We start from the raw sequence: 20,563 nt of genomic DNA, 5'->3' as shown, positions 1-20,563 counted from the left end.
CATCGCTGGAAGAATCAGCCGGAAGCTATGAGGCTTGCGGCCAAAACTATAGGCTGGGAGCGGGCAGGTCGGTGCAATCCGAAACCGGCTCGGAGCGCCTGGCGGAGGCAATGGCCGGGCTGCTCGCGGACAGCGTCTTTTGGGGGAGGAACAGGTTGTCAGAGCAGGATCCGAACGCACAATCCCGGGAGTACCGGCCACCGCCGGTGCAACCGCTCCCCTGGGACGCGCCCGCGCAGTGGAACCCTCCGCCAGCCGGCGACGGCGGAGGCCCGCAGTGGGGCGCACCGTACGGTGGACCGGGTCCGGGACAGGCCCAGCCGGCATACGTAGCCCCGCCAAAGCCCGGCATTGTGCCACTACGGCCATTGATGTTCGGCGAAATCCTTGACGGCGCGTTCCAGACCATCAGGCGGAATCCTGCGGCGATGCTGGGTGCTGCGATGCTGGCACAAACACTGGCGACCGTCGTCGGTGCGGTCTTCACGGCCGAGACCGAATCGCGGGGACAGTCGATCGGCCTGTGGCTGGCTGGCCTGGCTCCCCCGGAAATGGTGAACCTCGGCGGGGGCCTCCTGGTCGGTGCTGCCGTCCTGGGTCTGGTCTCCTTCTTTATCTCCATCGTCCTTCAGGGTGTGATGGTGGTTCCGGTGGCCCGGTCGGTCCTGAACCGGCGCACCGGTTTCAAGGAGATGTGGACATTGTCCCGGTCCAGGGTCGGCGCCTTGCTCGCTTTCGGAGGCCTGCAGATCCTGGCCGGGATCGCCTTGGCAGTGGTAGTGGTGGGAGGGACCATCCTGCTGGCCGATTCCATGGGCGCATCGTCGGCACTGATCATCGTCCCCCTGATCCTCGGAAGCATGGCGACCATACTCTTGGTCTCCATCCGCCTTCTGGTGACGCCGGCGGTGATCGTCGTCGAGGAACAAGGAGTTCTTGACGGCCTGCGGCGATCCTGGCAGCTCACCCGGCACAACTGGTGGCGGATTTTCGGCATCGTCGTGGTCATTTCCCTGCTGATCGGCATCATCAGCCAGATTGTCCTGATCCCCATCGGCCTCGCCTCCGGCGGCTTCTCGTCCGTGATCGCCCCCCACGGCGGAGATGACGGGCAGCGCGCCCTCGCCGTGGCCGTCGGGATCGCGTCGATCATTGTCACAGCCGTCATCAGTGCCGTCGGCTACGCCTTCCAAACCTCCGTTATGGGCCTCTTGTACATGGACCTCCGGATGCGTCAGGAAGGCTTGGACCTCGCCCTTCAGCGGCAGCTCGAATCAGGCAACGACTCCGACGGCGTTCCTGGGCGCGGCGTGGCGCCGGAGGGCAACTTTGCGGGCAGCCCTTCCTCCGGCAGCTGGGCCCGTTCCCCGTACGGCCCGCCACCGGGCTACGGCCAGCCCCAGCCATACGGCCCGCCACCGGGCTACGGCCCTCCATCTGGCTTCGGCCCTCCACCTGGCTACGGCCAGCCCCAGCCATACGGCCCGCCGCCAGGGTACGGCCCTCCGCAGGGGTACAACCCGCCGCCTTCCGGCCCGCCGCCGGGCGCCGGATGAACCGGCCGGGCTTTTTCGAGTCGGCGTGGGAGCCGGCGTCCGCGGCGGGTGCCGTCCTGCAGTGGGCCGTAGGGGCCACGCAGGCCGAACCTCCTGTCGAGCCCGACAGGCAGGAGGCCCGAAGATGGGCCGTCGAAGAGCTCTCAAAACCCGTTTATCGGGATGCGGAGCCGGACTGGCTGACCGAACTGTGGCGGCAGTTCACCGAATGGCTGCGGTCGCTTGGCAGCGGCGACCCGGTAATGGACGGCGGCATCGCAGTCCCGGCGATCGGAGTTACCGTTCTCGTACTTATCGCCGTGGCGATCCTCTTGGCGCGCCCCCGGCTGAACGCCCGGCGCCGCCGCCCGGACAGGAACGACGTCGACGCCGATCCTTCCATCGGCCCGACCGAATACCGGAAGCGTGCGGCCGCCGCTGCCGCGCGCACCGACTGGCGTACCGCCGTCGTCGAACAGTTCCGTGCCATTGTCCGGGCGGCGGAGGACCGCACGATTATCGACCCCCTGCCCGGCCGGACCGCGGATGAGGTGGCCGGCCAGCTTGCTGCCGCCTTAGGCAGCCATGCCGCAGAGCTGCGGTGTGCCGCCGGCGTCTTCGACGGCGTACGGTACGGCAGCGCCGATGCCACCGCCGGGGACCACGCGCGCTTGGTCGCGTTGGACCATCTTCTTGAAACAGCAAGACCCGACTACGGCCGTTCCGCCACGGACCACCTGGCGCTGCCCCGATGACGCCTGTCCTGGCGCCGGAGAAGCGGCCGGCACCTGCCGCGGGGGGAGGCGGCGGTGCAGCTCACGGCGTCATGGGATGGATCCGCCGGCACCGGACATGGACCGTGCTGGTCCTGGTCTTCTCCGTCGGCGTGGGGCTCACAATCCTGGCCCAGCAATCGCCGCGCACCGACGGCTTGCCGCTGTCTGCACGCAATGCCGCTCCGGAGGGAGCCCGGGCAGCAGCGGAAATACTGGAAAGCCGGGGCGTGGACGTCCGCCAGACCGACACCTTCGACGCAACGATGTCGGAGTTGGACAGCGCGTCGGATTCTGCTGACGGCCGGGGGCCGACATTGCTCCTTTACGACCGGAACGGCTACCTGGACCCTGACCAGTTGCAGGCCCTACAGCAGGGCACGGACAGGATGGTGGTTATTACTCCCCGGTTGAGCACGCTCAGCGCCCTCGACGGCGACATCCGTCCCGCGGGAGTCGTGCCGGCGGGAGTGGAAACCCTGGACCCGGGCTGTGAGTTGGACGATGCCGCCGCCGCCGGGGCGGTCTCGGCGGCCTCCGGCTACCTGTACCAGTCCAGTCGCGTGTGCTACGAACCCGCGAAGGGAATGGGCGGGCTCTTCGCCAACAGCGGCGACGGCCGGCTGACAGTGGTGGGCAGCACCCGGATCTTCAGCAACCGCCTGCTCGATGAACACGGCAACGCCGCCCTGGCGCTCAGGACACTGGGGTCCTCGGACACTCTCGTCTGGTACCTTCCAGGCTTGGCAGATGTCACCACGGAGGACACGCCGAGGACGCTGACTGAGCTCGCCCCTCCGTGGGTCGCCTTCCTCGGCCCGTGGCTTGCTTTGGTGGCGGTGCTGGCCATGGCGTGGCGGGGAAGGCGGATGGGACCCCTGGTCTTCGAACCGCTGCCGGTGGTGGTCAAGGCCGTGGAGACTGCTGAAGGCCGCGCACGGCTGTACCATGACGCCCACGCCGTGGACCGGGCAGCGGATAGCCTCAGGGCGGGCGCGCTGGTCCGGCTTGCCCGGGTCCTCCGGCTGGGGCCGGATGCCGAGTCAGCTGCAATTGTCGACGCCGCCGCCCGGCACCTTGGGCGCTCCAGCGAAGACCTGGGCCGCGTGCTGGAGGCGCGTCCCCGGACGGAGCCGGAGCTGGTGCACTGGGCCCAGCAGCTTGAATCACTAGAGAAAGAGGTAACCGCCCGATGAGTGAGCAGACCAACGGATTCACCGAGGGCGCCCCCGGCGGCCCTGCGCTCGCAACCGCCGAAGCCAGGGGCGGCGCCGATCCCGTGCGGCAGGCGTTGCTTGATGTACGGCAAGAGGTTGCCAAGGCCGTAGTCGGCCAGGACTCCACCGTCACCGGGATGCTCATCGCATTGCTCTGCCGCGGGCATGTCCTGCTTGAAGGTGTTCCGGGCGTGGCCAAGACCCTGCTGGTCCGCACGCTCTCTGCCGCGCTGAGCTTGGACACCAAGCGCGTGCAGTTCACCCCCGACCTGATGCCGGGCGACATCACCGGCTCGCTGGTCTTCGACTCCCGGACCTCGGAGTTCAGCTTCCGCGAGGGCCCCGTCTTTACCAACATCCTGCTGGCCGATGAGATCAACAGGACTCCGCCGAAGACGCAGGCAGCCCTGTTGGAGGCCATGGAAGAACGCCAGGTTTCGGCGGACGGAACCTCACGGCCCCTTCCGGTTCCGTTCATCGTGGCAGCCACGCAGAACCCGGTGGAGTACGAGGGCACCTATCCCCTGCCTGAGGCCCAGCTGGACCGTTTCCTCCTGAAGCTTGCCATGCCGTTGCCGGGACGTGCCGACGAGATCGAGGTCATCCGCAGGCATGCGGCCGGCTTTGACTCGAGAAACCTGGCAGCAGCCGGCGTGCGCGCAGTGGCGGGTGCGGCCGAGCTGGAGCAGGCACGGCTCGCGGTCGCCGCAGTGGAGGTGGCGCCTGAGGTGGCCGCCTACATAGTAGACATCGCGAGGGCCACACGCGCTGCACCGTCCTTCCAGCTTGGCGTGTCCCCGCGCGGCGCCACAGCCCTGCTGAGTGCCGCCCGGGCATGGGCCTGGCTTTCGGGGCGGCAGTTCGTGACACCGGACGACGTGAAGGCACTGGCTCTCCCCTGCCTCCGCCACCGTGTGGCCCTGCAGCCGGAAGCCCAGATGGACGGAGTGCATGTGGACGGCGTCCTCGCCAGCATCCTGGCGACCGTTCCCGTGCCCCGCTGACGCCATGGCCATATCGGGACGGTTCGTACTTCTGGCACTGGCAGGCCTGGTGCCGGTCATGCTGTTTCCCGGGTGGGGCACCGTCCTGCTGGTCTGCCTGGTTCTGCTCGCCTTCCTGCTGCTGGATCTCGCCTTGGCCGCGTCGCTCCGGAAGATCACGTTGGACCGCGCCCTGCCGGCAAACGTCACGCTCACAGGCAGCACCGAGTCCGTGCTGACCGTCGGGAACACCGGTTCGCGTCCGCTCCGGGCAATGGTGCGGGATGCCTGGCAGCCGTCTGCCGGCGCGCAGAATCCCCGCCAGCAGGTGCACGTTCCGGCCGGCGAGCGGCGGCGCATGAAGGTCTTACTGAAGCCTGCCCGGCGCGGCGACCTCGCGGCACCGCATGTGACCGTCCGCGCCTTTGGTCCGCTGCGGCTGGCCGCCCGGCAGCGGACGCTTCCGTGTCCGGGCTCCGTCCGGGTGCTGCCGCCGTTCCACTCGCGACGCCACGTTCCGTCCAAGCTCCGTAAACTGCGCGAACTGGACGGAAAGGCGGCGGTCCAGATCAGGGGCGCCGGCACCGAGTTCGATTCCCTCCGCGACTATGTCCGTGGTGACGACGTCCGTTCCATAGACTGGCGCGCCACGGCGCGGCGCTCCGCCGTCGTCGTCCGTACCTGGCGTCCCGAACGTGACCGGCGCGTGGTGATCATGCTTGATACCTCCCGTACGGCCGCTGCGAGGATCGCCGACGAACCCCGCCTTGACACCGGCATCGAGGCTGCGCTGCTGCTGGCCGTGCTCGCCGAACGCGGCGGCGACCGCGTGGACTTCTTCGCCTTCGACCGGCGCACCAGGGGACGGGCCGGATCCGCCTCGAAAGGAAACCTGCTGGGGCAGCTCGTGCAGGCCATGGCACCCTTGGAACCCGAACTCATCGAGCTGGACTGGAGCCAGATCCCCGGCCAGGTCCGGCAGATTTCCGCACACCGCTCACTGGTGGTGCTGCTGACCCCGCTGGACAGCGGCGCGCCGGAAGAAGGACTGCTGCCAATGGCCGCGCAACTGGCGCAGCAGCACGTGGTGGTGGTTGCGTCCGTCCGGGACCCCATGCTGGGAACAATGCAGAAGGAACGGACGACGGCGGCACAGGTGTTCCGCGCGGCAGCCGCCGAACGCGCCCTGCTGGAACGCGAGGCGGTGGCCGTCCAGCTGCGCCAGATGGGCGTCGAAGTGGTGGACGCAGAACCCCACGAGCTGCCGCCCGCACTCGCGGACGCATACATCCGGCTCAAAGCGGCAGGAAGACTATGACCCATGTGTCGAAAACCAGGAGGCTATTATGAACACACCCATCTATGAGCGTGCCCTGGGCAGTGACTTTGCCCGCCTGCAGCCCGAGCTCCAGGAATACTTCTCGCTCGCCCCGGGCTCGGGACGCTATGGCGTCGGCGAGGGGGTGTTCGACGTCGTCGGCTGCCGGCAGGCGTGGCTCCGCCCACTGCTGCGGCTGACGGCCGGGGAGGAGGCGTTCTTTCCGGAGTACGGTGAGCGCATTCCTTTCCGGATCGAAAACCACGCGCACCTCGATCCGTTCGGCCGGTCAAGCCTGACCGCCCGGCGCGAGATCCACTTTCCCGGCCGCACCCGGTTGTTCCACGACACCACCAGCTTTGACGACTCCCGAAGCACTCCGGGTCTGGTGGATTACGTGGGCCGCTACCGGCGCCTGGTCACCGACCTCAACCTCAGCGTGACCGCTGACGGCAGGCTCCGCGGCGTCTCCGAAGCGTCCCGGCTGTTCCTGGGCCCGCTGCGTGTTCCACTGCCGGCGGCACTGGATGCCAAAGCCTACGCGGAGCAGTGGTGGGAACCGTCGGAAGGCGTCCGCGGAAAACACAGGATCCAGGTCAAAGTGATCCAGCCGCAGCTGGGGCTTGTCCTCGTTTATGCCGGGAGCTTCGACTACCGCCTCCGCTCCTACCCCGGCGGAGCCACGACACCAGGACACCTCCCGGGCTACGCCCGGCCGGACAGGTGGGAAAGCCGGGTCTAGCCGAGTGCCAACTGGTTGAGCCCGTCCGCCACCTGGGTGAGGCGGGCCAGGACGGCCGTGGCGGAAGACGGCGTGTGACCCGAAAGCCCGCCGGACGGCGTCACCCGGATCGAACCGAGCGAGGCCGCCGGAAGACCCAGCTTGCGCCAGGGCCGCCACACGTTCTCCACGGCGTCCTGGACGCGAGGCAGCCCGCCGCCCGGATGGCCAGCCGGGAGCACGCCGGCCCACAGGCTCTTTCCGGCCTCGACCGCGCCGGCGAGCTGTTCCCATTGCCGGGACGTAAGGGCCTTGAGCGGCACTGCGATCCCGTCAGCGCCTGCGGAGATAATGCGCTCGAAGGGCGCCTCGATTTCAGCAACCGCGATGACCGTTTCGGCGGCACCGGCGGCCCTGAGCGCTTCGATGACCAGCCGCCACGACTCTGTTACTTCCTGGCCCGGCACGGCTCGCAATGTCCGGTAGCCGCTGGATGTTGGAATTGTGCCGGCGAGGACCGCCGCAATATCGGGTTCATCGACCTGGACCACCAGCCGGGCCCCGGGAACAGCTGTGCCGACCCTGGCCAGCAAGTCACCAACACCGGCTGCCAGTGATTCGGCTATGTCACGCCGGGCGCCGTAGTCGAGCAGGGCACGTTCGCCGTTGTGGAGGTGCAGGCCCGCGGCCAGGCTGAGCGGTCCGCGCAGTTGGACCTTGAAGTCCCGCGCCGGGCTGTCTTCGGTCCCGGTAACGTCGGCAAGAACGTTGATGTCCGTGGAGAGCGCCGACTTGGCCCGCATCAGATCCTTCCCCGGACGATCCACGATCCGCCAACCGTAGGGCTGGACGTCCACGGCGAGGTCTACCAGGAGCGACGCCGTCCTGCCGAGAGCATCCGAGCCGACGCCGCGGTCCGGAAGCTCCACGAGGAACGGCAGGTGCGGGCTGCCGAGCTCGCCGCGGACTATCCGCGTTGCTTCCAGCGGATCCTCACCCGGCCACGGACCCAGGGCCGTTGCCGTTACTTGCGATTCCGGCATGGCCTAGGCGTCGACGGCGGTGGAGGGGGCGGGCGTGGACAGCACCGGCCGGCTTGCGGTTGCTCCGTTGTTCTCGGCTGCCTGGTGGTCTTCGGCAATGGCTTCGTGGTGCCGGATCACCTCACCGATGATGAAGTTCAGGAACTTCTCGGCAAAGGCCGGATCCAGGTGCGCTTCTTCGGCGAGGCGGCGGAGCCGTGCAATCTGGGCGGTCTCCCGGCCGGGGTCGCCGGCGGGCAGTTTGTGCGCCGCTTTGAGGAAGCCCACCTTTTGGGTGGCTTTGAACCGCTCGGCCAGGAGGAAAACGAGGGTGGCGTCGATGTTGTCGATGCTGGACCGGATGGACAGCAGTTCCGCCATCACCGATTGGTCCACCTGACCGGCCAATGAGCTGGCTGCGGGGTCGTAGGAATCGGCGTCGGGAAGATCTTGGTTCTGCTCGGTCATGATTCCAGTCTATGGGCACCCCGCCAATTCCCCGTGGCTGTGAAGCGTCCGTGCAACTTCGCCCGGGGGCGGGACCGGCGATGGAAATGCCCGCCGTCCGGACGGAACGGCGGGCATCTCCCCCTACGGAACGAAACTAGCCCGCGAGCAGCGAGCGGTTCGCTTCCCGGCGCCTGGCCTGTTCGTCCGGATCAGGCACGGGCAGCGACGCGATGAGCCGGCGCGTGTAGTCATGCTGAGGGGCGCCCATCACCTGGGTGCCAAGCCCCTGCTCCACGAGTTTGCCCTTGTAGAGCACACCGACCCAATGGGAAAGGATGTCCACAACCGCGAGGTCGTGGCTGATGAACAGCGCAGCGAATCCGAACTCCGCCTGGATGTCCTTGAACAGTTCCAGCACCACAGCCTGGACAGAAACGTCCAGCGCCGACGTGGGCTCGTCGGCAATCAGGAGCTTCGGGTTCAGGATCAGCGCCCTGGCCAGTGACGCGCGCTGACGCTGCCCGCCGGAGAGCTCATGCGGGAACCGGTCAGCGTAGGCCGCCGGCAGCTGTACCGATTCGAGCAGCTCACCCACGCGTTTTCGCGCCTGGGCGGGCGTGGGATTGCTGTGGATGATGAGCGGTTCGGCAACACAGTCACCGATGGTCAGCTGCGGGTTGAACGAGGCGGCCGGATCCTGGAACACGAACCCGATCTCCTTCCGGAGGGGCTTGAACGTCCGTTCCTTGAGGTTCAGCATCTCGTAGCCGAGAACCTTCAGGCTGCCGCCCGTGGTGCGGTTGAGGCCCGCGATGGCACGTCCGATGGTGGTCTTTCCGGATCCCGATTCACCGACGAGACCGAAAACTTCACCTTCGGAAAGCGTGAAGCTCACGCCGTCCACGGCCTTGAAGCCGGGGCTGCCCAGCCTGCCGGGGTATTCAATGGTCAGCCCCTTGGCTTCCACCAGGACCTTCCGGTCCTGGTGCGCCCGCACGGTCATTCCCTGGGAGGCGGAATTCCTGCCGAGGTGTGGAACAGCGGCCAGGAGCTTGCGCGTGTACTCCTTCTTCGGCTCGGCAAACAGAACCTTGGCGGTCGCTTCCTCGACGACGTCGCCCTGGTACATCACCACGACCCGGTCGGCAAGATCGGCCACCACTCCCATGTTGTGGGTGATCAGCACGATCGAGGTGCCGTACTTGTCCCGAAGGTCCCTCAACAGCTGGAGGATCTCCGCCTGGACCGTGACGTCGAGGGCTGTTGTGGGTTCATCGGCGACGATCAGTCCCGGGTTAAGGGCAAGTGCGGCAGCAATGACCACACGCTGCTTCTGACCTCCGGAAAACTGGTGGGGATAATAATCAACGCGGTTTTCGGGATCCGGGATGCCGACTTTCCGGAGGGCGTCGATGGCACGGGATTTGGCCTCCTTTGCCGATACCCGGCCGCCTTTGCCGTGGGCGTGGGCGCGGATGCCTTCGGCGATCTGCCACCCCACGGTGAAGACGGGGTTCAGCGCCGTGGACGGTTCCTGGAAAACCATGGCGACGTCCCGGCCGCGAATCTGCCGGAGCTTTGCCGGGCTGACGCTGATCACGTTGTTGCCGTTGATCAGCACCGCGCCGGAACTGATGGCCGTCTCCGGCAGGAGCCCCAGGATGGTTTTGGCAGTAACGGTCTTGCCGGAGCCGGACTCACCGACAATCGCCACCACTTCGCCCGGGTTGACCTCAAGGCTGACGTCCTTGACGGCGTAAACGTCTCCGGCGTCAGTGGCAAACGTGACCCTCAGGTGGTCGATGTCGAGGACGGGCCCGGTGCCGCGACTGTCGATGTTGGTGCTCATGAACTACTCACTTCTGATTGGTGCGGTGCCTGCGCCGCTGGGGTGGAGTCCGGCCCGCCCTTGCCGGAAACGGCCTTCTTGCGGCCGCGCAGCCGCGGATCGTTGAGGTCGTTGATGCTTTCGCCCACGAGCGTTAGTCCCAGGACGGTCAGTACGATTGCCAGGCCGGGGAAGACGCCCGTCCACCAGATGCCCGAGGTGGTGTCCGCCAGGGCTTTGTTGAGGTCGAAGCCCCACTCTGCGGCGGAGGTCGGCTCGATACCGAAGCCCAGGAAGCCCAGGCCGGCAAGCGTCAGGATGGCTTCAGAGGCGTTGAGCGTGAAGATCAGCGGCAGGGTGCGGGTGGCGTTCTTGAAGATGTGCCGGCTCATGATCCGGACATTCGACGCTCCCACCACCTTTGCGGATTCCACGAAGGGTTCGGCCTTCAGACGGATGGTTTCCGCGCGTATCACCCGGAAATACTGCGGGATGAACACCACGGTGATCGAAATTGCCGCGGCCACAATACCGCCCCACAGGCTGGACCTGCCGCCGCTGATGACAATGGCCATCACAATGGCAACCAGGAGTGACGGGAAGGCGTAGACGGCATCCGCGATCACCACGAGGATGCGGTCCAGCCAGCCGCCGATGTAGCCGCTAACCAGTCCCAGGACCACGCCGATGAAGATGGACATGACTACGGCCACCACAATCACCATGACGGCGGTCTGGGCGCCCCAGACAACCCGGGAGAAGACGTCGTAGCCGCCCACGGTGGTGCCCCAGAGGTGCTTTCCGCCCGGTGCCTGCTGTGCAGGGAACCCGCCGTCGGCGTCGGAAATCTGCGAGAAGCCGAAGGGTGCGATGAGGGGCGCCAAAATGGCGGTGAGAAGGAAGATGCCGGTTAGGACGAGCCCGGTGACAAGCATTCCGCGCTGCAGGCCGACGCTCTTGTTGAAATGTGAGACGACCGGCAGCCGCCGGAACCACGAGGCCCGCGGATCCTTGTACGTCGTCGCTAGGGAATCGGTGCTCATGTCAGTACCTCACGCGGGGGTCGATCAGCGCGGCGACAATGTCCACGATGAAGTTGGTCACGGCCACGATCACTGCGAGGAGGACCACGATGCCCTGGACCGCCACGAAGTCACGGGCCGTCAGGTAGGTGGCCAGTTGGAAGCCCAGGCCTTTCCATTCGAAGGTTGTTTCGGTCAGCACCGCGCCGCCGAGTAGAACTGCTATCTGCAGGCCCATCACGGTGATGATGGGAATAAGGGCAGGTTTGTAGGCGTGCTTGGTCACCAGGCGGAATTCGCTGACGCCGCGTGAACGGCCTGCTTCCACGTAATCCTTGCCGAGCGTGCCGATGACGTTGGTCCGGACCAATCGCAGGAAGATGCCCGCCGTCAACAGACCGAGCGCGAGGGCCGGCAGCACGGCGTGGGCCGTGACGTCGCCGAGTGCCGCCATGTTGCCGCTGCGGACGGCGTCCAGCCAGTAGATGCCGGTGGGAGCCTGCAGCGAGGTGAGTTCCAGTTCGCTGGATGTTTTAGCGCGTCCGGCAACCGGGAGCCATCCCAGCCATACGGAGAAGGTCAGCTTGAAGAGCAACCCGGAGAAGAACACCGGCGTTGCGTAGCAAAGGATCGCAAAGATGCGCAGCACGGCGTCGGGTGCTTTGTCGCGACGGTGCGCCGCGATCATGCCGAGCGGGATGCCCACCACCAGTGCCACCAGCAATGCATTGATGGTCAGTTCAAGGGTGGCGGAACCATAGGTGGTCAGCATCTCCGTAACCTGGCGGTTGTCAGAGAGTGTCGTGCCGAAATTGCCGGTCAGCAACTGTCCGAGGTACTCGAAGTACTGCACGAGGATCGGACGGTCGTAGCCTGCCGCCGTGATCCTCTCGGCCAGTTGCTCGGGCGGAAGCCGCCCGCCCAGCGCGGCGGTAATCGGGTCACCGGTGATCCGCATCAGGAAGAACACCATCGTGACCAGAATCAGGATGGTTGGAAAGATCAGGAGGAACCTGATCAGGATGTATTGGCCCAGTCCCCCGCCGGACGACTTCTTCTTTGACGGCAGCAGGCCGTCGGCGTCGGTTGGCGGCGCCTCGATAAGTGTTGTCATTGGTACCTAAATGTGTGCTTCCGGCGGCCTCGTGAGCCTCGGAATCTGTTGCCCTGCCTCAGCACGAAAGGCGGGACGCCGTGGCGCCCCGCCTTGTCGGCTGGTCAGGACCGGATGGGGAACTGGACCTACTTGGAAATCACGCCAAGACGGGTCTTGAAGGACGCGTCCAGGGTCTTTTCGACACCCTTGACGTCCTTTCCGGCGACCATAAGCTGGGCGCCCTGCAGCAGCGGCAGCGTGGAGAGATCCTTGGCCACGGCCGTCTGGGCGTCACCCAGGACCTTCTCGCGCTCTGCCTTGTCAACCGTGGTGAGCTGTTTGGTGATCAGGTCCGTCACGGCCGGGTTCTCGTAGTGGTTCTTCAGGAAGTTGCCCGGTACGAAGAACGGCGTCAGGTAGTTGTCCGCATCCGAGTAGTCCGGGAACCAGCCAAGCTGGTAGACCGGGTAGACGTCCTTGGTACGGTCCTTGGAGTAGGTCACCCATTCGGTGGACTGCAGGTCCACCTTGAACAGTCCGGACTTCTCCAGCTGCTCCTTGATCATGGCGTACTCGTCGCCCGAAGACTTGCCGTAGTGGTCCGGGTTGTACTGCAGCTTGATGTTGACCGGGGCCGTGACGCCTGCATCGGAGAAGGCCTTCTTGGCCTTCTCCAGGCTGGGCTTGCCGCTACCGTCGCCGTACATCTCCTTGAGCGGCTGGATGGCTCCGACAAACCCGTCGGGAACCACGGAGTACGCGGGCAGGTAGGTGCCCTTGTACACCTGGGTTGCGATGGCGTCGCGGTCGACGACGTCCGCCATGGCCTGGCGGACAGCGAGCGCCTTGGCGGGATCCGCCTCGGCGGTCTTCGCGCCGAACGGCATGGTGTCGAAGTTGAACACGATGTAGCGCAGCTCGCCGCCGGGACCCTTGTGGACGGTGACCTTCGAGTCCTTTTCGAGATCAGCGGCATCAGTGGCGGTGAGGCTGCGGCCTGCGACGTCGATGTTGCCCTGCTGGACGTCGAGCTTGAGGTTGTTCGAATCGGCGTAGTACTTGATGCTCGCGCCGTCATTGGCGGGCTTGCCCAGCAGGCCCTTGTAATCCGGGTTGACCTTCAGGCTGACGAGCTCGTTCTTCTTGTAGCTCTCGATCGTGTAGGGGCCGGCGAACGGCTTGCCCTTGACGATTTCGTCGTCGCTCATCAGCTTGTCCGCCGGGAAGACCTCTTCATCGACGATGGGCCCTGCGTTGGCGGCAAGCACGCCCGGGAAGACCTGGTCGTTGCCGGCCTTGAGCTTGAAGACCACCGTGGAGTCGTCCTTGGCGGTGACCGACTCCAGGTTGCCCAGGAGCGAGGCCGGGCCGTTGTCGTCCGCGATGCTGACAACGCGGTCAATGGAGAACTTCACGTCGGAGGAGGTGAGCGCGTGTCCATTGGCAAATTTGAGATCGGACTTGAGCTTGACGGTGTATTCCGTGGGGCTCGTGAATTCCGCGGACTCTGCGATATCGGGCGTGGCATCCGCCGTGCCGGGCTTGGCGTTCAGGAGGAACGGGTAGATCTGGTTCATCACCATGAAGGAACCGGCGTCGTACGAGCCCGCGGGATCGAGGGTAACGACCTTGTCCGTGGTGCCGTAGGTAATGGTTCCGCCTCCGGCACCGCCGGTGGAAGTTCCGCCGCCGCCGGACGGGCCTGTGCAGGCCGTCAGTGCAAACGCGGAAACACCCGCGAGCGCGATAGCGCTGTGCAGGGCCTTTTTGTTCATTGCCATCTGTGGACTTTCTGTTCGATGAGTACACGCGTGCCGCCGCGCAACTGGATCAGTTGGACTCGGTGGGCGGGACGTTGTCCTGATCACATGATTCAATCAGACCGCAGCGCGCTGAATCGATACAACCTGTGAGATGAGACACAAAATTTACCTGATTGGGGCAAAACTATCGCTTTCTTCAGGTTTCAGCCCCGATCGGCGTCCGGCGGACTGATGGAACGGCGCCCCCTGGCATTGGCCATTGAAGAGCCCCTGTCCCCGGAATATAGTGGCCCTACCCCGGCTGAAGGGAACACATCATGAGCAAGGCCGCCCTCTGTGTAGGGATCAACGAATTTGAGCATCTGCCGAAATCCAGTTGGCTGCAGGGCTGCGCCAACGACGCCGGTGACCTCGCAGGACTGCTGCAGGCCCGGTACGGCTTCGCCCCCTCGGAGATCTCCGTGCTGCTGGATTCCCAGGCCACGAAGGAGAAGGTGATGGCGCAGCTCAATTCGATGATGGAGCGCGCCGCCGCAGGAGAACTCCGGCACATCGTCTTCACCTTCTCCAGCCACGGAACGCAGATCCCGGATACCAACGACGACGAGGCGGACCGGCTGGATGAGGCCTTCGCCTGCTACGACATCAACAACACCGGTGATTCGTGGGACCCGGGCACCGTCATTTCGGACGACGAACTGTTCACCCTCTTTGCCCGGCTGCCTGACGGCGTACTCATGGACGTCGTGCTGGACACCTGCCATAGCGGCACAGGCCTGAAATCACTGGACCTCCTGCCCGGGCGGCGTCCCCGTTTCCTGCCGGCACCGACAGCCCGCGGCGTTGCCGCCACCGAGTTCAGCGACACCAGGGCGCTGCGGGACCTGGTCAAGGCCGGCAGGGGCGTCAAGCCGGTCCTCCTGGCTGCCTGCCGGGCCGACCAGACGGCTGCCGATGCCTTCCTCGATGGCCGATACAACGGCGCATTCACGTACAACTTCATCAAGGCCGTCACCGGCGACGGCACCCTGGGCCGGGCGGACCTCCTCAAGCTGGTCAGCAGAGGCCTCCGGGCCGGCGGGTTCGACCAGGTGGCCCAGCTGGAAGGCGCGACGGCGGCGCGGAAGGCTCCCTGGGGAAGCTGACGAAGCGGGACGCTGACGAAGGCTCACTCCCGGCGTTCGTCTTCCGGGTGGAAGGTTGCCGCCGGCATCTTTATCCCGGCTTCCCGTTTGCTGGTTTCCAGTTTTTCCTGCTGCCACTCCGCATCCATGACCGGTTTGAGTGCGGCGAAACACAGGCGGCCGCCCTCATCGAACCGCAGCAGCCCCCCGCCGCGGACTGTGTAGTAGTCGCTGTCCACCCGGAGACCCAGCTTGTTCCGCGCTTCAAGCCTGGACATCGTGACTGACTGCACATAGGAGGCGCCGATTTCGGAGACGACGAAACCGTCCGGCCCCACACGCGTGCTTGGCCGCACCCGGCTCACAACAATGCTCGTGTTCTGGTCGATACCGGCGGCCTCGATCAACCGCGGATTTTCCCAGATGAACCGGTTGACCTCCTCGGGATCAGCGGCCAGCGCAGACAACCGGACCGGGTACCGCAGATCGCGAAGATGCTTCAGCCCGTCCAGGAGTTCATCGGGTTCCGTGGCAAGGTCAATGTCCCAGAAGGCGTCGCGCACGGCCTGCCTGTATCCCATCATGTCCGTGGGCACCAGCACGGCGTCAGCTGCGAGTATGCCGCGCAGCAGGTCCTCCCAGCCCGGATCCACCGGCGGCATGTAGGCAAGCCCCCGCAGCACCATCCCCAGCATCTGGTGCCCAAGATGCGCCCCGGCTTCGGCCACCTGGTAGCGGCTGGAGCGTCCGCCCGGCTTTTCCAGCCGCTGCAGCCAGAGTTTGACGACGGCGTCCAGCACCGCTTTCACGGCGATCTCGCCCCGCCGGTGGGGTTCGGGATCCAGTCTCCACTCGAATGGCACGTCCATGTCGAGCGGCCGTCGGGCGGCGCCCCGGGAGAACAGCCCGTCCGCCAGCCCGAAGAGCCCGGATGCCAGGACTTCCTTTTCCATGTTCCGGGCGGGTACGCTGCCTGGCCTGCCATCCGGGCCCGGAACGGCCACTGACAACTGTTGTTCCACCCGCTCGGGCGATGAAAACACGCTCAGCATTGCCACAAGATCGGCTATGCATTCGTGCATGGCATAGCCGTCAAGCAACGCATCGCTGTCCGTCCACAGGCGCCGGTACCCGTCGAGGACCGCATGGGTCACTTCATGGGCCACGAGGTCGTGATAGAGCGCCAGCGGGACGGAACGCTTGGAGCGGTCGTCGGTTCTGTGCCCAAAACGGATTAGGCCGCGCTCGCGGTCGTATCCGGTGGAGGCGTACGGGATCTTGTCATAGACACTAATGACCAGCCGGTGGCCGGAAGCCCAGCCCATCCGGCGGCCCAGGGTGACTTCGAAAGCCTGGAGCGTGGCCGTCGCCACCGCATAGACATGCTGGGCCAAGAACCGGCTGTCAGCCAGCAGCTCATCGAGACCAGCCGGTGCGGGCTGGTCGTCGATGCACCATTCGTTGCGGTCCACGGACAAGGAAATTGGCCGGGGTCCGTCGGCTCCGGGAGCCCGCACCCGCAGCGCCAGGCGTGCTCCAACCGGGCCGTTGACGATCCTCTCCACGGGAACCCGGACACTGGTGGTGAGCGGCTTTCCTGACTTTCGGGTGAAGGGGCCTTCGGCGAGCGCAGTAAGCGCGACCATCTCGAGGCCATGCCCGATTCCGAGCGCTGCAGAGACCATAGCGGGCCCGCTTTCCTGAACTTTGCAGCCTCACCTGGTGAAGGGGCGGTCTGCATCAAGCCTTGTTCCCCAGGCCTCAATTATTGCGGTCGCAGGCATGTTTGACTACGGCGGCGCGCGCCGCAGAACGGGGAAAGTCGCGCCCGCCGGGCAGTCCAGCTACAGGGCGGCGCGCTGCAGCGAGCGGGCCGCGTCGATAGTGGCCTGCCCCAAGACCCGGCTTCCCTGGTAGAGCACCACGGTCTGTCCGGGGGCCACTCCGCGCAGCGGAGCGGTCAGCGTGACCACAAGGTTCGTCCGCTGCGCGCCGCCGTCGTCCGTCAGCTGTTCCATGCGGGCCGTCGCCGGGACGGGATCGCCGTGGGCGCGGACCTGGGCATGGCAGTCGAACTCTTCGCCGGTGGCGACCTCCGCAATCGGAAGCCCGGCCCAGGAGACCTTGATGCCGCGGATCTCATCGATGGCCAGGAGCGCTTCCGGTCCCACCACCACCTTGTTCTCCTTCGGTCGGATTTCCAGGACGAACCGCGGCTTCCCGTCGGCGGCAGGGGTGCCCAGCTTGAGCCCCCGACGCTGGCCCACCGTGAACGCGTTGGCCCCGGGGTGCTCGCCGACCTTCGTGCCGGACTCGTCCACGATGTCGCCGGTGGTCATCTCGATCTTCTCGGCCAGCCAGCCGGCCGTGTCTCCGTCCGGAATGAAGCAGATGTCGTGGCTGTCCGGCTTGTTGGCGACAGAGAGCCCGCGGCGTTCGGCTTCGGCGCGGACCTCTGCCTTGGACGGCGTGTCCGCGAGCGGGAACATCGAGTGCTTCAGCTGTTCGTGGGTGAGCACGCCGAGCACGTAGCTCTGGTCCTTCGCCCAGTCGGCGGCGCGGTGGAGTTCCGGGTTTCCGTCGGCGTCGGTGATCACCTTGGCATAGTGGCCGGTGCACACAGCGTCGAAGCCCAGGGCGATTGCCTTTTCGAGCAGCGCCGCAAACTTGATGCGTTCATTGCAGCGCATGCAGGGGTTCGGAGTGCGTCCGGCGGCGTATTCGTCGATGAAGTCCTGGACCACATCCTCCTTGAACCGCTCGGAAAAGTCCCACACGTAATACGGGATGCCCAGCACATCGCAGGCGCGCCAGGCGTCCCGGGAATCCTCGATGGTGCAGCACCCGCGACTGCCCGTACGGAGCGTTCCGGGCATCCTGGACAGCGCCAGGTGGACACCAACGACGTCGTGTCCGGCCTCGACGGCGCGGGCGGCGGCAACGGCGGAATCGACTCCGCCGCTCATGGCTGCAAGAACTCGCATGCTGGCTTTCTGTAGGGGGAGGTTTTGGTGGTGCTGCAGCAGCGCGCTCGTGGCCGGCCCATTGCGCACCGGCGGACACACTGCATGCGCATCTATTCTACTGCCTCGCCAAAGGACGCCCGTAAATCACCTCGGCACCCCTTGACTGCCATGCCAGGATCTTCTATCGTCAAGATTACTATTTTTAGAAGCCGCCGGCAGAAGGCGCCGGCATTTCCGGAATCGAGCGGCATCATGACTGTCGGACGCACCATCGAAAGCATCGTGATCGCCGGAGCGGGCCTGGCTGGTGCCACCGCAGCCCGGACCCTGCGCAGCGAGGGCTACCCGGGCCGGATCAGCTTCATCGGCGCCGAACTGCACCACCCGTATCTCCGCCCGCCGCTATCCAAGGAATACCTCCTGGGCAAAGCGGGAGAGGACGCCATCCCGGTGGCACCGGACGCCTGGTACGCCGAGAACGACGTCGACCTCCGCCTGGGCGTGACGGTCGCCGCCGTCGACCCGGGCGCGCACACGGTACATCTCAGCGGCGGTGGTTCCCTGGGCTATGACGCACTCCTGCTGGCCACGGGTGCACTCCCCCGGCGTATCCCGTTGCCGGGGAGCGGGCTGGACGGCGTGGCCACATTCCGGACCCTGGATGACTGCCGCCGCCTACGGGAGCAGCTATTGCCCGGCGGAAAGAACGTCGTGATGATCGGCTCCGGCTGGATCGGAATGGAACTTGCGGCTGCGGCCACCGCTTACGGCAACCAGGTGACGCTGCTCGGGCTTGAGGACATCCCGCTGGCCGCCGCAGTCGGACCTGAACTGGGCACGTTCTTCCGCTCGCTCCACGAAGCCAACGGTGTCCGGTTCCGCCTGGGCGCCAGCGCAACTGAACTCCGCGGCGATTCCGGACGCGTCACGGCTGTGGCCACCGCATCAGGGGAGATACTGCCCGCCGATGTAGTAGTGGTGGCCGTTGGCGTCACTCCGGACATTTCGCTCGCCGAGGCGGCAGGCCTGGTCATTGACAACGGAATACTGACAGATGCTTCCCTGCGGACCAGCGTTCCTGACATCTTCGCGGCGGGGGACGTTGCCAACGCCCTGCACCCGTTCACCGGGCAGCACCACCGCAGTGAGCATTGGTCCAACGCGCTCAACGGCGGCAAAGTCGCCGCAAAATCCATGCTTGGACAGACGGCAACGCTGGACACGATTCCGTACTTTTACACAGACCAGTACGACGTCAGCATGGAATACTCGGGTTTCCCCGCCCTGGCGGCGGGCGCCGAACCGGTCATCCGGGGCACGCTGGCGGACAAGGAATTCATCGCCTTCTGGCAGCATGAGGGCCGGGTGGTGGCAGGCATGAACGTCAACGTTCCGCGCTCCCAGAAAGCCATCAAGGCACTGATTTCCAGCCGGGCCACCATCACGCCGGGCCGCCTGGCCGATCCCGCAGTACCGCTAGATCAGCTCCCGGCGGACTGACGGGCCACCGTCGCGGCCGTCTGGATGGTTGATTCGTGCCCTGCCATCCCTGCCTGCCGGGCGCGTTCATAGGCCCCCGGCAGGGCTGCCAGGAGCGCGTCGACGTCGGCGTCTACCGATGCATGGCCAAGGGAGAAACGCTGCGCGCCCCGCGCAGTCTCTTCGTCCAGCCCCATGGCCAGGAGGACGTGCGAAGGCCGGGGTACACCGGCGGTGCAGGCGGAGCCAGTGGAGGATTCAACACCCGCGAGGTCCAGCAGGAAGAGCAGGGAGTCGCCCTCACAACCCGGAAAAGTGAAGTGCGCGTTGCCGGGGAGGCGGCCGTCCCCCGGCGCCCCGCGCAGGACGGCGTCCGGGATGGCCTCCTGGACCCCCGCGATCAACCTGTCCCGCATCGCGGCGATCCGGGCAGCCTCCCGGGGGAGGTCCTTGGCCACAGCTTCCGCCGCAGCGGCGAAGGCGGCGATCGACGCCGTATCCAGCGTCCCGGAGCGGACATCGCGCTCCTGGCCGCCGCCGTGCTGCACCGGCGTCAGCTTGACCGAGCGGCCCAGCAGGAGGGCGCCGACGCCCACGGGGCCGCCGATCTTGTGACCGGAGACGGACATGGCATCCAGCCCGCTGGCCCGGAAGTCCATCGGCACGGAACCGAAGGCCTGGACGGCGTCGGAATGGACCGGAACGCCCACGGCGTGGGCCCACTCAACCACTTGGTGCACGGGCTGGATGGTGCCAACCTCGTTATTGGCCCACATCACAGTCACGAGGGCGATGGACTCCGGATCCCGGGAGAGCTCGGACTTCAGGGCATCAAGGTCAACAACGCCGCGGGGATCCACGGGCAGCCAGGCCACTTCCGCTCCCTCGTGCTGTTCCAGCCACTCGACGGTGTCCAGGACAGCATGATGTTCGACGGCGGAGCAAAGGATCCGCGTGCGTTTCGGGTTTTCGCCGCGGCGGGCCCAGTACTGGCCTTTCACAGCCAGGTTGTCAGCCTCCGTGCCGCCCGAGGTGAAGATGACCTCTGAGGGGTGGGCGCCGGCAGCAGCAGCAATGGCCTCCCGGGCGTCCTCCACCGAACGGCGGGCGCGGCGTCCGGAGCCGTGCAGCGACGACGGGTTCCCGGTCCTGGCGAGTTCGCGGGTGAGGGCCGCCAACGCCTCGGCGGCGATAGGGGTGGTGGCGGCATGATCGAGGTAGACGGGCACAACCCAATTCTAGCCGCGGCCGCCCAGCCCGCTCAGG

The 20,563-nt window shown here is 66.2% G+C and carries 17 protein-coding genes; 8 read left to right on the top strand and 9 right to left on the bottom strand.

What is annotated here, in order from left to right:
- The first annotated feature begins 353 nt into the window (after nt 1-353).
- The 6 genes from ACFVWT_RS03860 to ACFVWT_RS03835 are packed head-to-tail and all read left to right on the top strand — an operon-like array spanning nt 354 to nt 6,568.
- Nucleotides 354-1,556, top strand: coding sequence for a glycerophosphoryl diester phosphodiesterase membrane domain-containing protein (locus ACFVWT_RS03860; protein ID WP_390245389.1), 1,203 nt, complete (start codon nt 354-356; stop codon nt 1,554-1,556).
- A complete protein-coding gene (locus ACFVWT_RS03855; protein WP_390245387.1) occupies nt 1,553-2,290 on the top strand; it encodes a DUF4129 domain-containing protein in 738 nt (245 codons plus the stop codon). The genes ACFVWT_RS03860 and ACFVWT_RS03855 overlap by 4 nt, the downstream gene beginning before the upstream one ends.
- Nucleotides 2,287-3,504, top strand: a complete 1,218-nt coding sequence (locus tag ACFVWT_RS03850) for a DUF4350 domain-containing protein (RefSeq protein ID WP_390245385.1) — start codon at nt 2,287-2,289, stop codon at nt 3,502-3,504. The genes ACFVWT_RS03855 and ACFVWT_RS03850 overlap by 4 nt, the downstream gene beginning before the upstream one ends.
- On the top strand, nt 3,501-4,529 hold the full coding sequence (locus tag ACFVWT_RS03845; protein WP_390245383.1) for an AAA family ATPase: 1,029 nt from the start codon (nt 3,501-3,503) through the stop codon (nt 4,527-4,529). Before ACFVWT_RS03850 ends, ACFVWT_RS03845 begins: the two co-directional genes overlap by 4 nt.
- A gap of 4 nt (nt 4,530-4,533) precedes the next feature.
- A complete protein-coding gene (locus ACFVWT_RS03840) occupies nt 4,534-5,826 on the top strand; it encodes a DUF58 domain-containing protein (protein WP_390245381.1) in 1,293 nt (430 codons plus the stop codon).
- Between the two features lie 28 nt (nt 5,827-5,854).
- Nucleotides 5,855-6,568, top strand: a complete 714-nt coding sequence (locus ACFVWT_RS03835) for a DUF4166 domain-containing protein (RefSeq protein WP_390245379.1) — start codon at nt 5,855-5,857, stop codon at nt 6,566-6,568.
- Here ACFVWT_RS03835 and ACFVWT_RS03830 read toward each other — a convergent pair.
- The 6 genes from ACFVWT_RS03830 to ACFVWT_RS03805 all read right to left on the bottom strand — a co-directional run bounded on the left by ACFVWT_RS03830 (nt 6,565) and on the right by ACFVWT_RS03805 (nt 13,746).
- Nucleotides 6,565-7,590, bottom strand: a complete 1,026-nt coding sequence (locus ACFVWT_RS03830) for a hypothetical protein (RefSeq protein WP_390245377.1) — start codon at nt 7,588-7,590, stop codon at nt 6,565-6,567. The two genes, ACFVWT_RS03835 and ACFVWT_RS03830, sit on opposite strands and share 4 nt — an antisense overlap.
- A 3-nt stretch (nt 7,591-7,593) precedes the next feature.
- Entirely contained in the window at nt 7,594-8,037 is a 444-nt protein-coding gene (locus ACFVWT_RS03825; protein ID WP_390245375.1) for a chorismate mutase, read from the bottom strand.
- A gap of 136 nt (nt 8,038-8,173) precedes the next feature.
- Entirely contained in the window at nt 8,174-9,868 is a 1,695-nt protein-coding gene (locus ACFVWT_RS03820; protein ID WP_390245373.1) for an ABC transporter ATP-binding protein, read from the bottom strand.
- Nucleotides 9,865-10,890 carry an ABC transporter permease gene (locus ACFVWT_RS03815; protein ID WP_390245371.1) on the bottom strand — a complete coding sequence of 342 codons (1,026 nt, stop codon included), beginning with the start codon at nt 10,888-10,890 and terminating at the stop codon, nt 9,865-9,867. Before ACFVWT_RS03815 ends, ACFVWT_RS03820 begins: the two co-directional genes overlap by 4 nt.
- 1 nt (nt 10,891) lies before the next feature.
- Entirely contained in the window at nt 10,892-11,983 is a 1,092-nt protein-coding gene (locus ACFVWT_RS03810) for an ABC transporter permease (RefSeq protein ID WP_390245369.1), read from the bottom strand.
- A gap of 128 nt (nt 11,984-12,111) precedes the next feature.
- Nucleotides 12,112-13,746, bottom strand: a complete 1,635-nt coding sequence (locus ACFVWT_RS03805) for an ABC transporter substrate-binding protein (protein ID WP_390245367.1) — start codon at nt 13,744-13,746, stop codon at nt 12,112-12,114.
- 299 nt (nt 13,747-14,045) lie between these two features.
- On the opposite strand from ACFVWT_RS03805, the gene ACFVWT_RS03800 reads away from it, so the two are divergent.
- Nucleotides 14,046-14,873 (top strand): caspase domain-containing protein, encoded by an 828-nt coding sequence (locus ACFVWT_RS03800; RefSeq protein ID WP_390245365.1) that lies wholly within the window; start codon nt 14,046-14,048, stop codon nt 14,871-14,873.
- A 23-nt stretch (nt 14,874-14,896) separates the two neighbouring features.
- Here the strand turns inward: ACFVWT_RS03800 and ACFVWT_RS03795 are convergent, their stop codons facing one another.
- Together ACFVWT_RS03795 and mnmA are read right to left on the bottom strand one after the other, a co-directional pair.
- Nucleotides 14,897-16,537, bottom strand: a complete 1,641-nt coding sequence (locus ACFVWT_RS03795; protein WP_390245363.1) for a hypothetical protein — start codon at nt 16,535-16,537, stop codon at nt 14,897-14,899.
- A gap of 159 nt (nt 16,538-16,696) precedes the next feature.
- Entirely contained in the window at nt 16,697-17,836 is a 1,140-nt protein-coding gene (mnmA, locus tag ACFVWT_RS03790) for a tRNA 2-thiouridine(34) synthase MnmA (protein ID WP_390245361.1), read from the bottom strand.
- A 234-nt stretch (nt 17,837-18,070) separates the two neighbouring features.
- Between mnmA and ACFVWT_RS03785 the strand changes: the two genes are divergently transcribed.
- Nucleotides 18,071-19,318 (top strand): NAD(P)/FAD-dependent oxidoreductase, encoded by a 1,248-nt coding sequence (locus ACFVWT_RS03785; protein WP_390245360.1) that lies wholly within the window; start codon nt 18,071-18,073, stop codon nt 19,316-19,318.
- On the opposite strand, the gene ACFVWT_RS03780 is transcribed toward ACFVWT_RS03785, so the two are convergent.
- Nucleotides 19,300-20,526, bottom strand: a complete 1,227-nt coding sequence (locus ACFVWT_RS03780) for a cysteine desulfurase family protein (RefSeq protein ID WP_390245358.1) — start codon at nt 20,524-20,526, stop codon at nt 19,300-19,302. The two genes, ACFVWT_RS03785 and ACFVWT_RS03780, sit on opposite strands and share 19 nt — an antisense overlap.
- Nucleotides 20,527-20,563 lie beyond the last annotated feature (37 nt).

The sequence above is a fragment of the Arthrobacter sp. NPDC058288 genome (genome assembly GCF_042880995.1).
Taxonomy (GTDB): Bacteria; Actinomycetota; Actinomycetes; order Actinomycetales; family Micrococcaceae; genus Arthrobacter.
Note: the sequence above shows the minus strand (reverse complement) of the source record. Positions and strands in the feature narration are given on the sequence as shown.

What these genes read in the sequence shown, in the direction of transcription:
- ACFVWT_RS03855 (WP_390245387.1), top strand. Translation starts at nt 1,553, where the DNA reads ATGAACCGGCCGGGCTTTTTCGAGTCGGCGTGGGAGCCGGCGTCCGCG.
- ACFVWT_RS03850 (WP_390245385.1), top strand. Translation starts at nt 2,287, where the DNA reads ATGACGCCTGTCCTGGCGCCGGAGAAGCGGCCGGCACCTGCCGCGGGG.
- ACFVWT_RS03845 (WP_390245383.1), top strand. Translation starts at nt 3,501, where the DNA reads ATGAGTGAGCAGACCAACGGATTCACCGAGGGCGCCCCCGGCGGCCCT.
- ACFVWT_RS03840 (WP_390245381.1), top strand. Translation starts at nt 4,534, where the DNA reads ATGGCCATATCGGGACGGTTCGTACTTCTGGCACTGGCAGGCCTGGTG.
- ACFVWT_RS03835 (WP_390245379.1), top strand. Translation starts at nt 5,855, where the DNA reads ATGAACACACCCATCTATGAGCGTGCCCTGGGCAGTGACTTTGCCCGC.
- ACFVWT_RS03830 (WP_390245377.1), bottom strand. Translation starts at nt 7,590, where the DNA reads ATGCCGGAATCGCAAGTAACGGCAACGGCCCTGGGTCCGTGGCCGGGT.
- ACFVWT_RS03825 (WP_390245375.1), bottom strand. Translation starts at nt 8,037, where the DNA reads ATGACCGAGCAGAACCAAGATCTTCCCGACGCCGATTCCTACGACCCC.
- ACFVWT_RS03820 (WP_390245373.1), bottom strand. Translation starts at nt 9,868, where the DNA reads ATGAGCACCAACATCGACAGTCGCGGCACCGGGCCCGTCCTCGACATC.
- ACFVWT_RS03815 (WP_390245371.1), bottom strand. Translation starts at nt 10,890, where the DNA reads ATGAGCACCGATTCCCTAGCGACGACGTACAAGGATCCGCGGGCCTCG.
- ACFVWT_RS03810 (WP_390245369.1), bottom strand. Translation starts at nt 11,983, where the DNA reads ATGACAACACTTATCGAGGCGCCGCCAACCGACGCCGACGGCCTGCTG.
- ACFVWT_RS03805 (WP_390245367.1), bottom strand. Translation starts at nt 13,746, where the DNA reads ATGGCAATGAACAAAAAGGCCCTGCACAGCGCTATCGCGCTCGCGGGT.
- ACFVWT_RS03800 (WP_390245365.1), top strand. Translation starts at nt 14,046, where the DNA reads ATGAGCAAGGCCGCCCTCTGTGTAGGGATCAACGAATTTGAGCATCTG.
- ACFVWT_RS03795 (WP_390245363.1), bottom strand. Translation starts at nt 16,537, where the DNA reads ATGGTCTCTGCAGCGCTCGGAATCGGGCATGGCCTCGAGATGGTCGCG.
- mnmA (WP_390245361.1), bottom strand. Translation starts at nt 17,836, where the DNA reads ATGCGAGTTCTTGCAGCCATGAGCGGCGGAGTCGATTCCGCCGTTGCC.
- ACFVWT_RS03785 (WP_390245360.1), top strand. Translation starts at nt 18,071, where the DNA reads ATGACTGTCGGACGCACCATCGAAAGCATCGTGATCGCCGGAGCGGGC.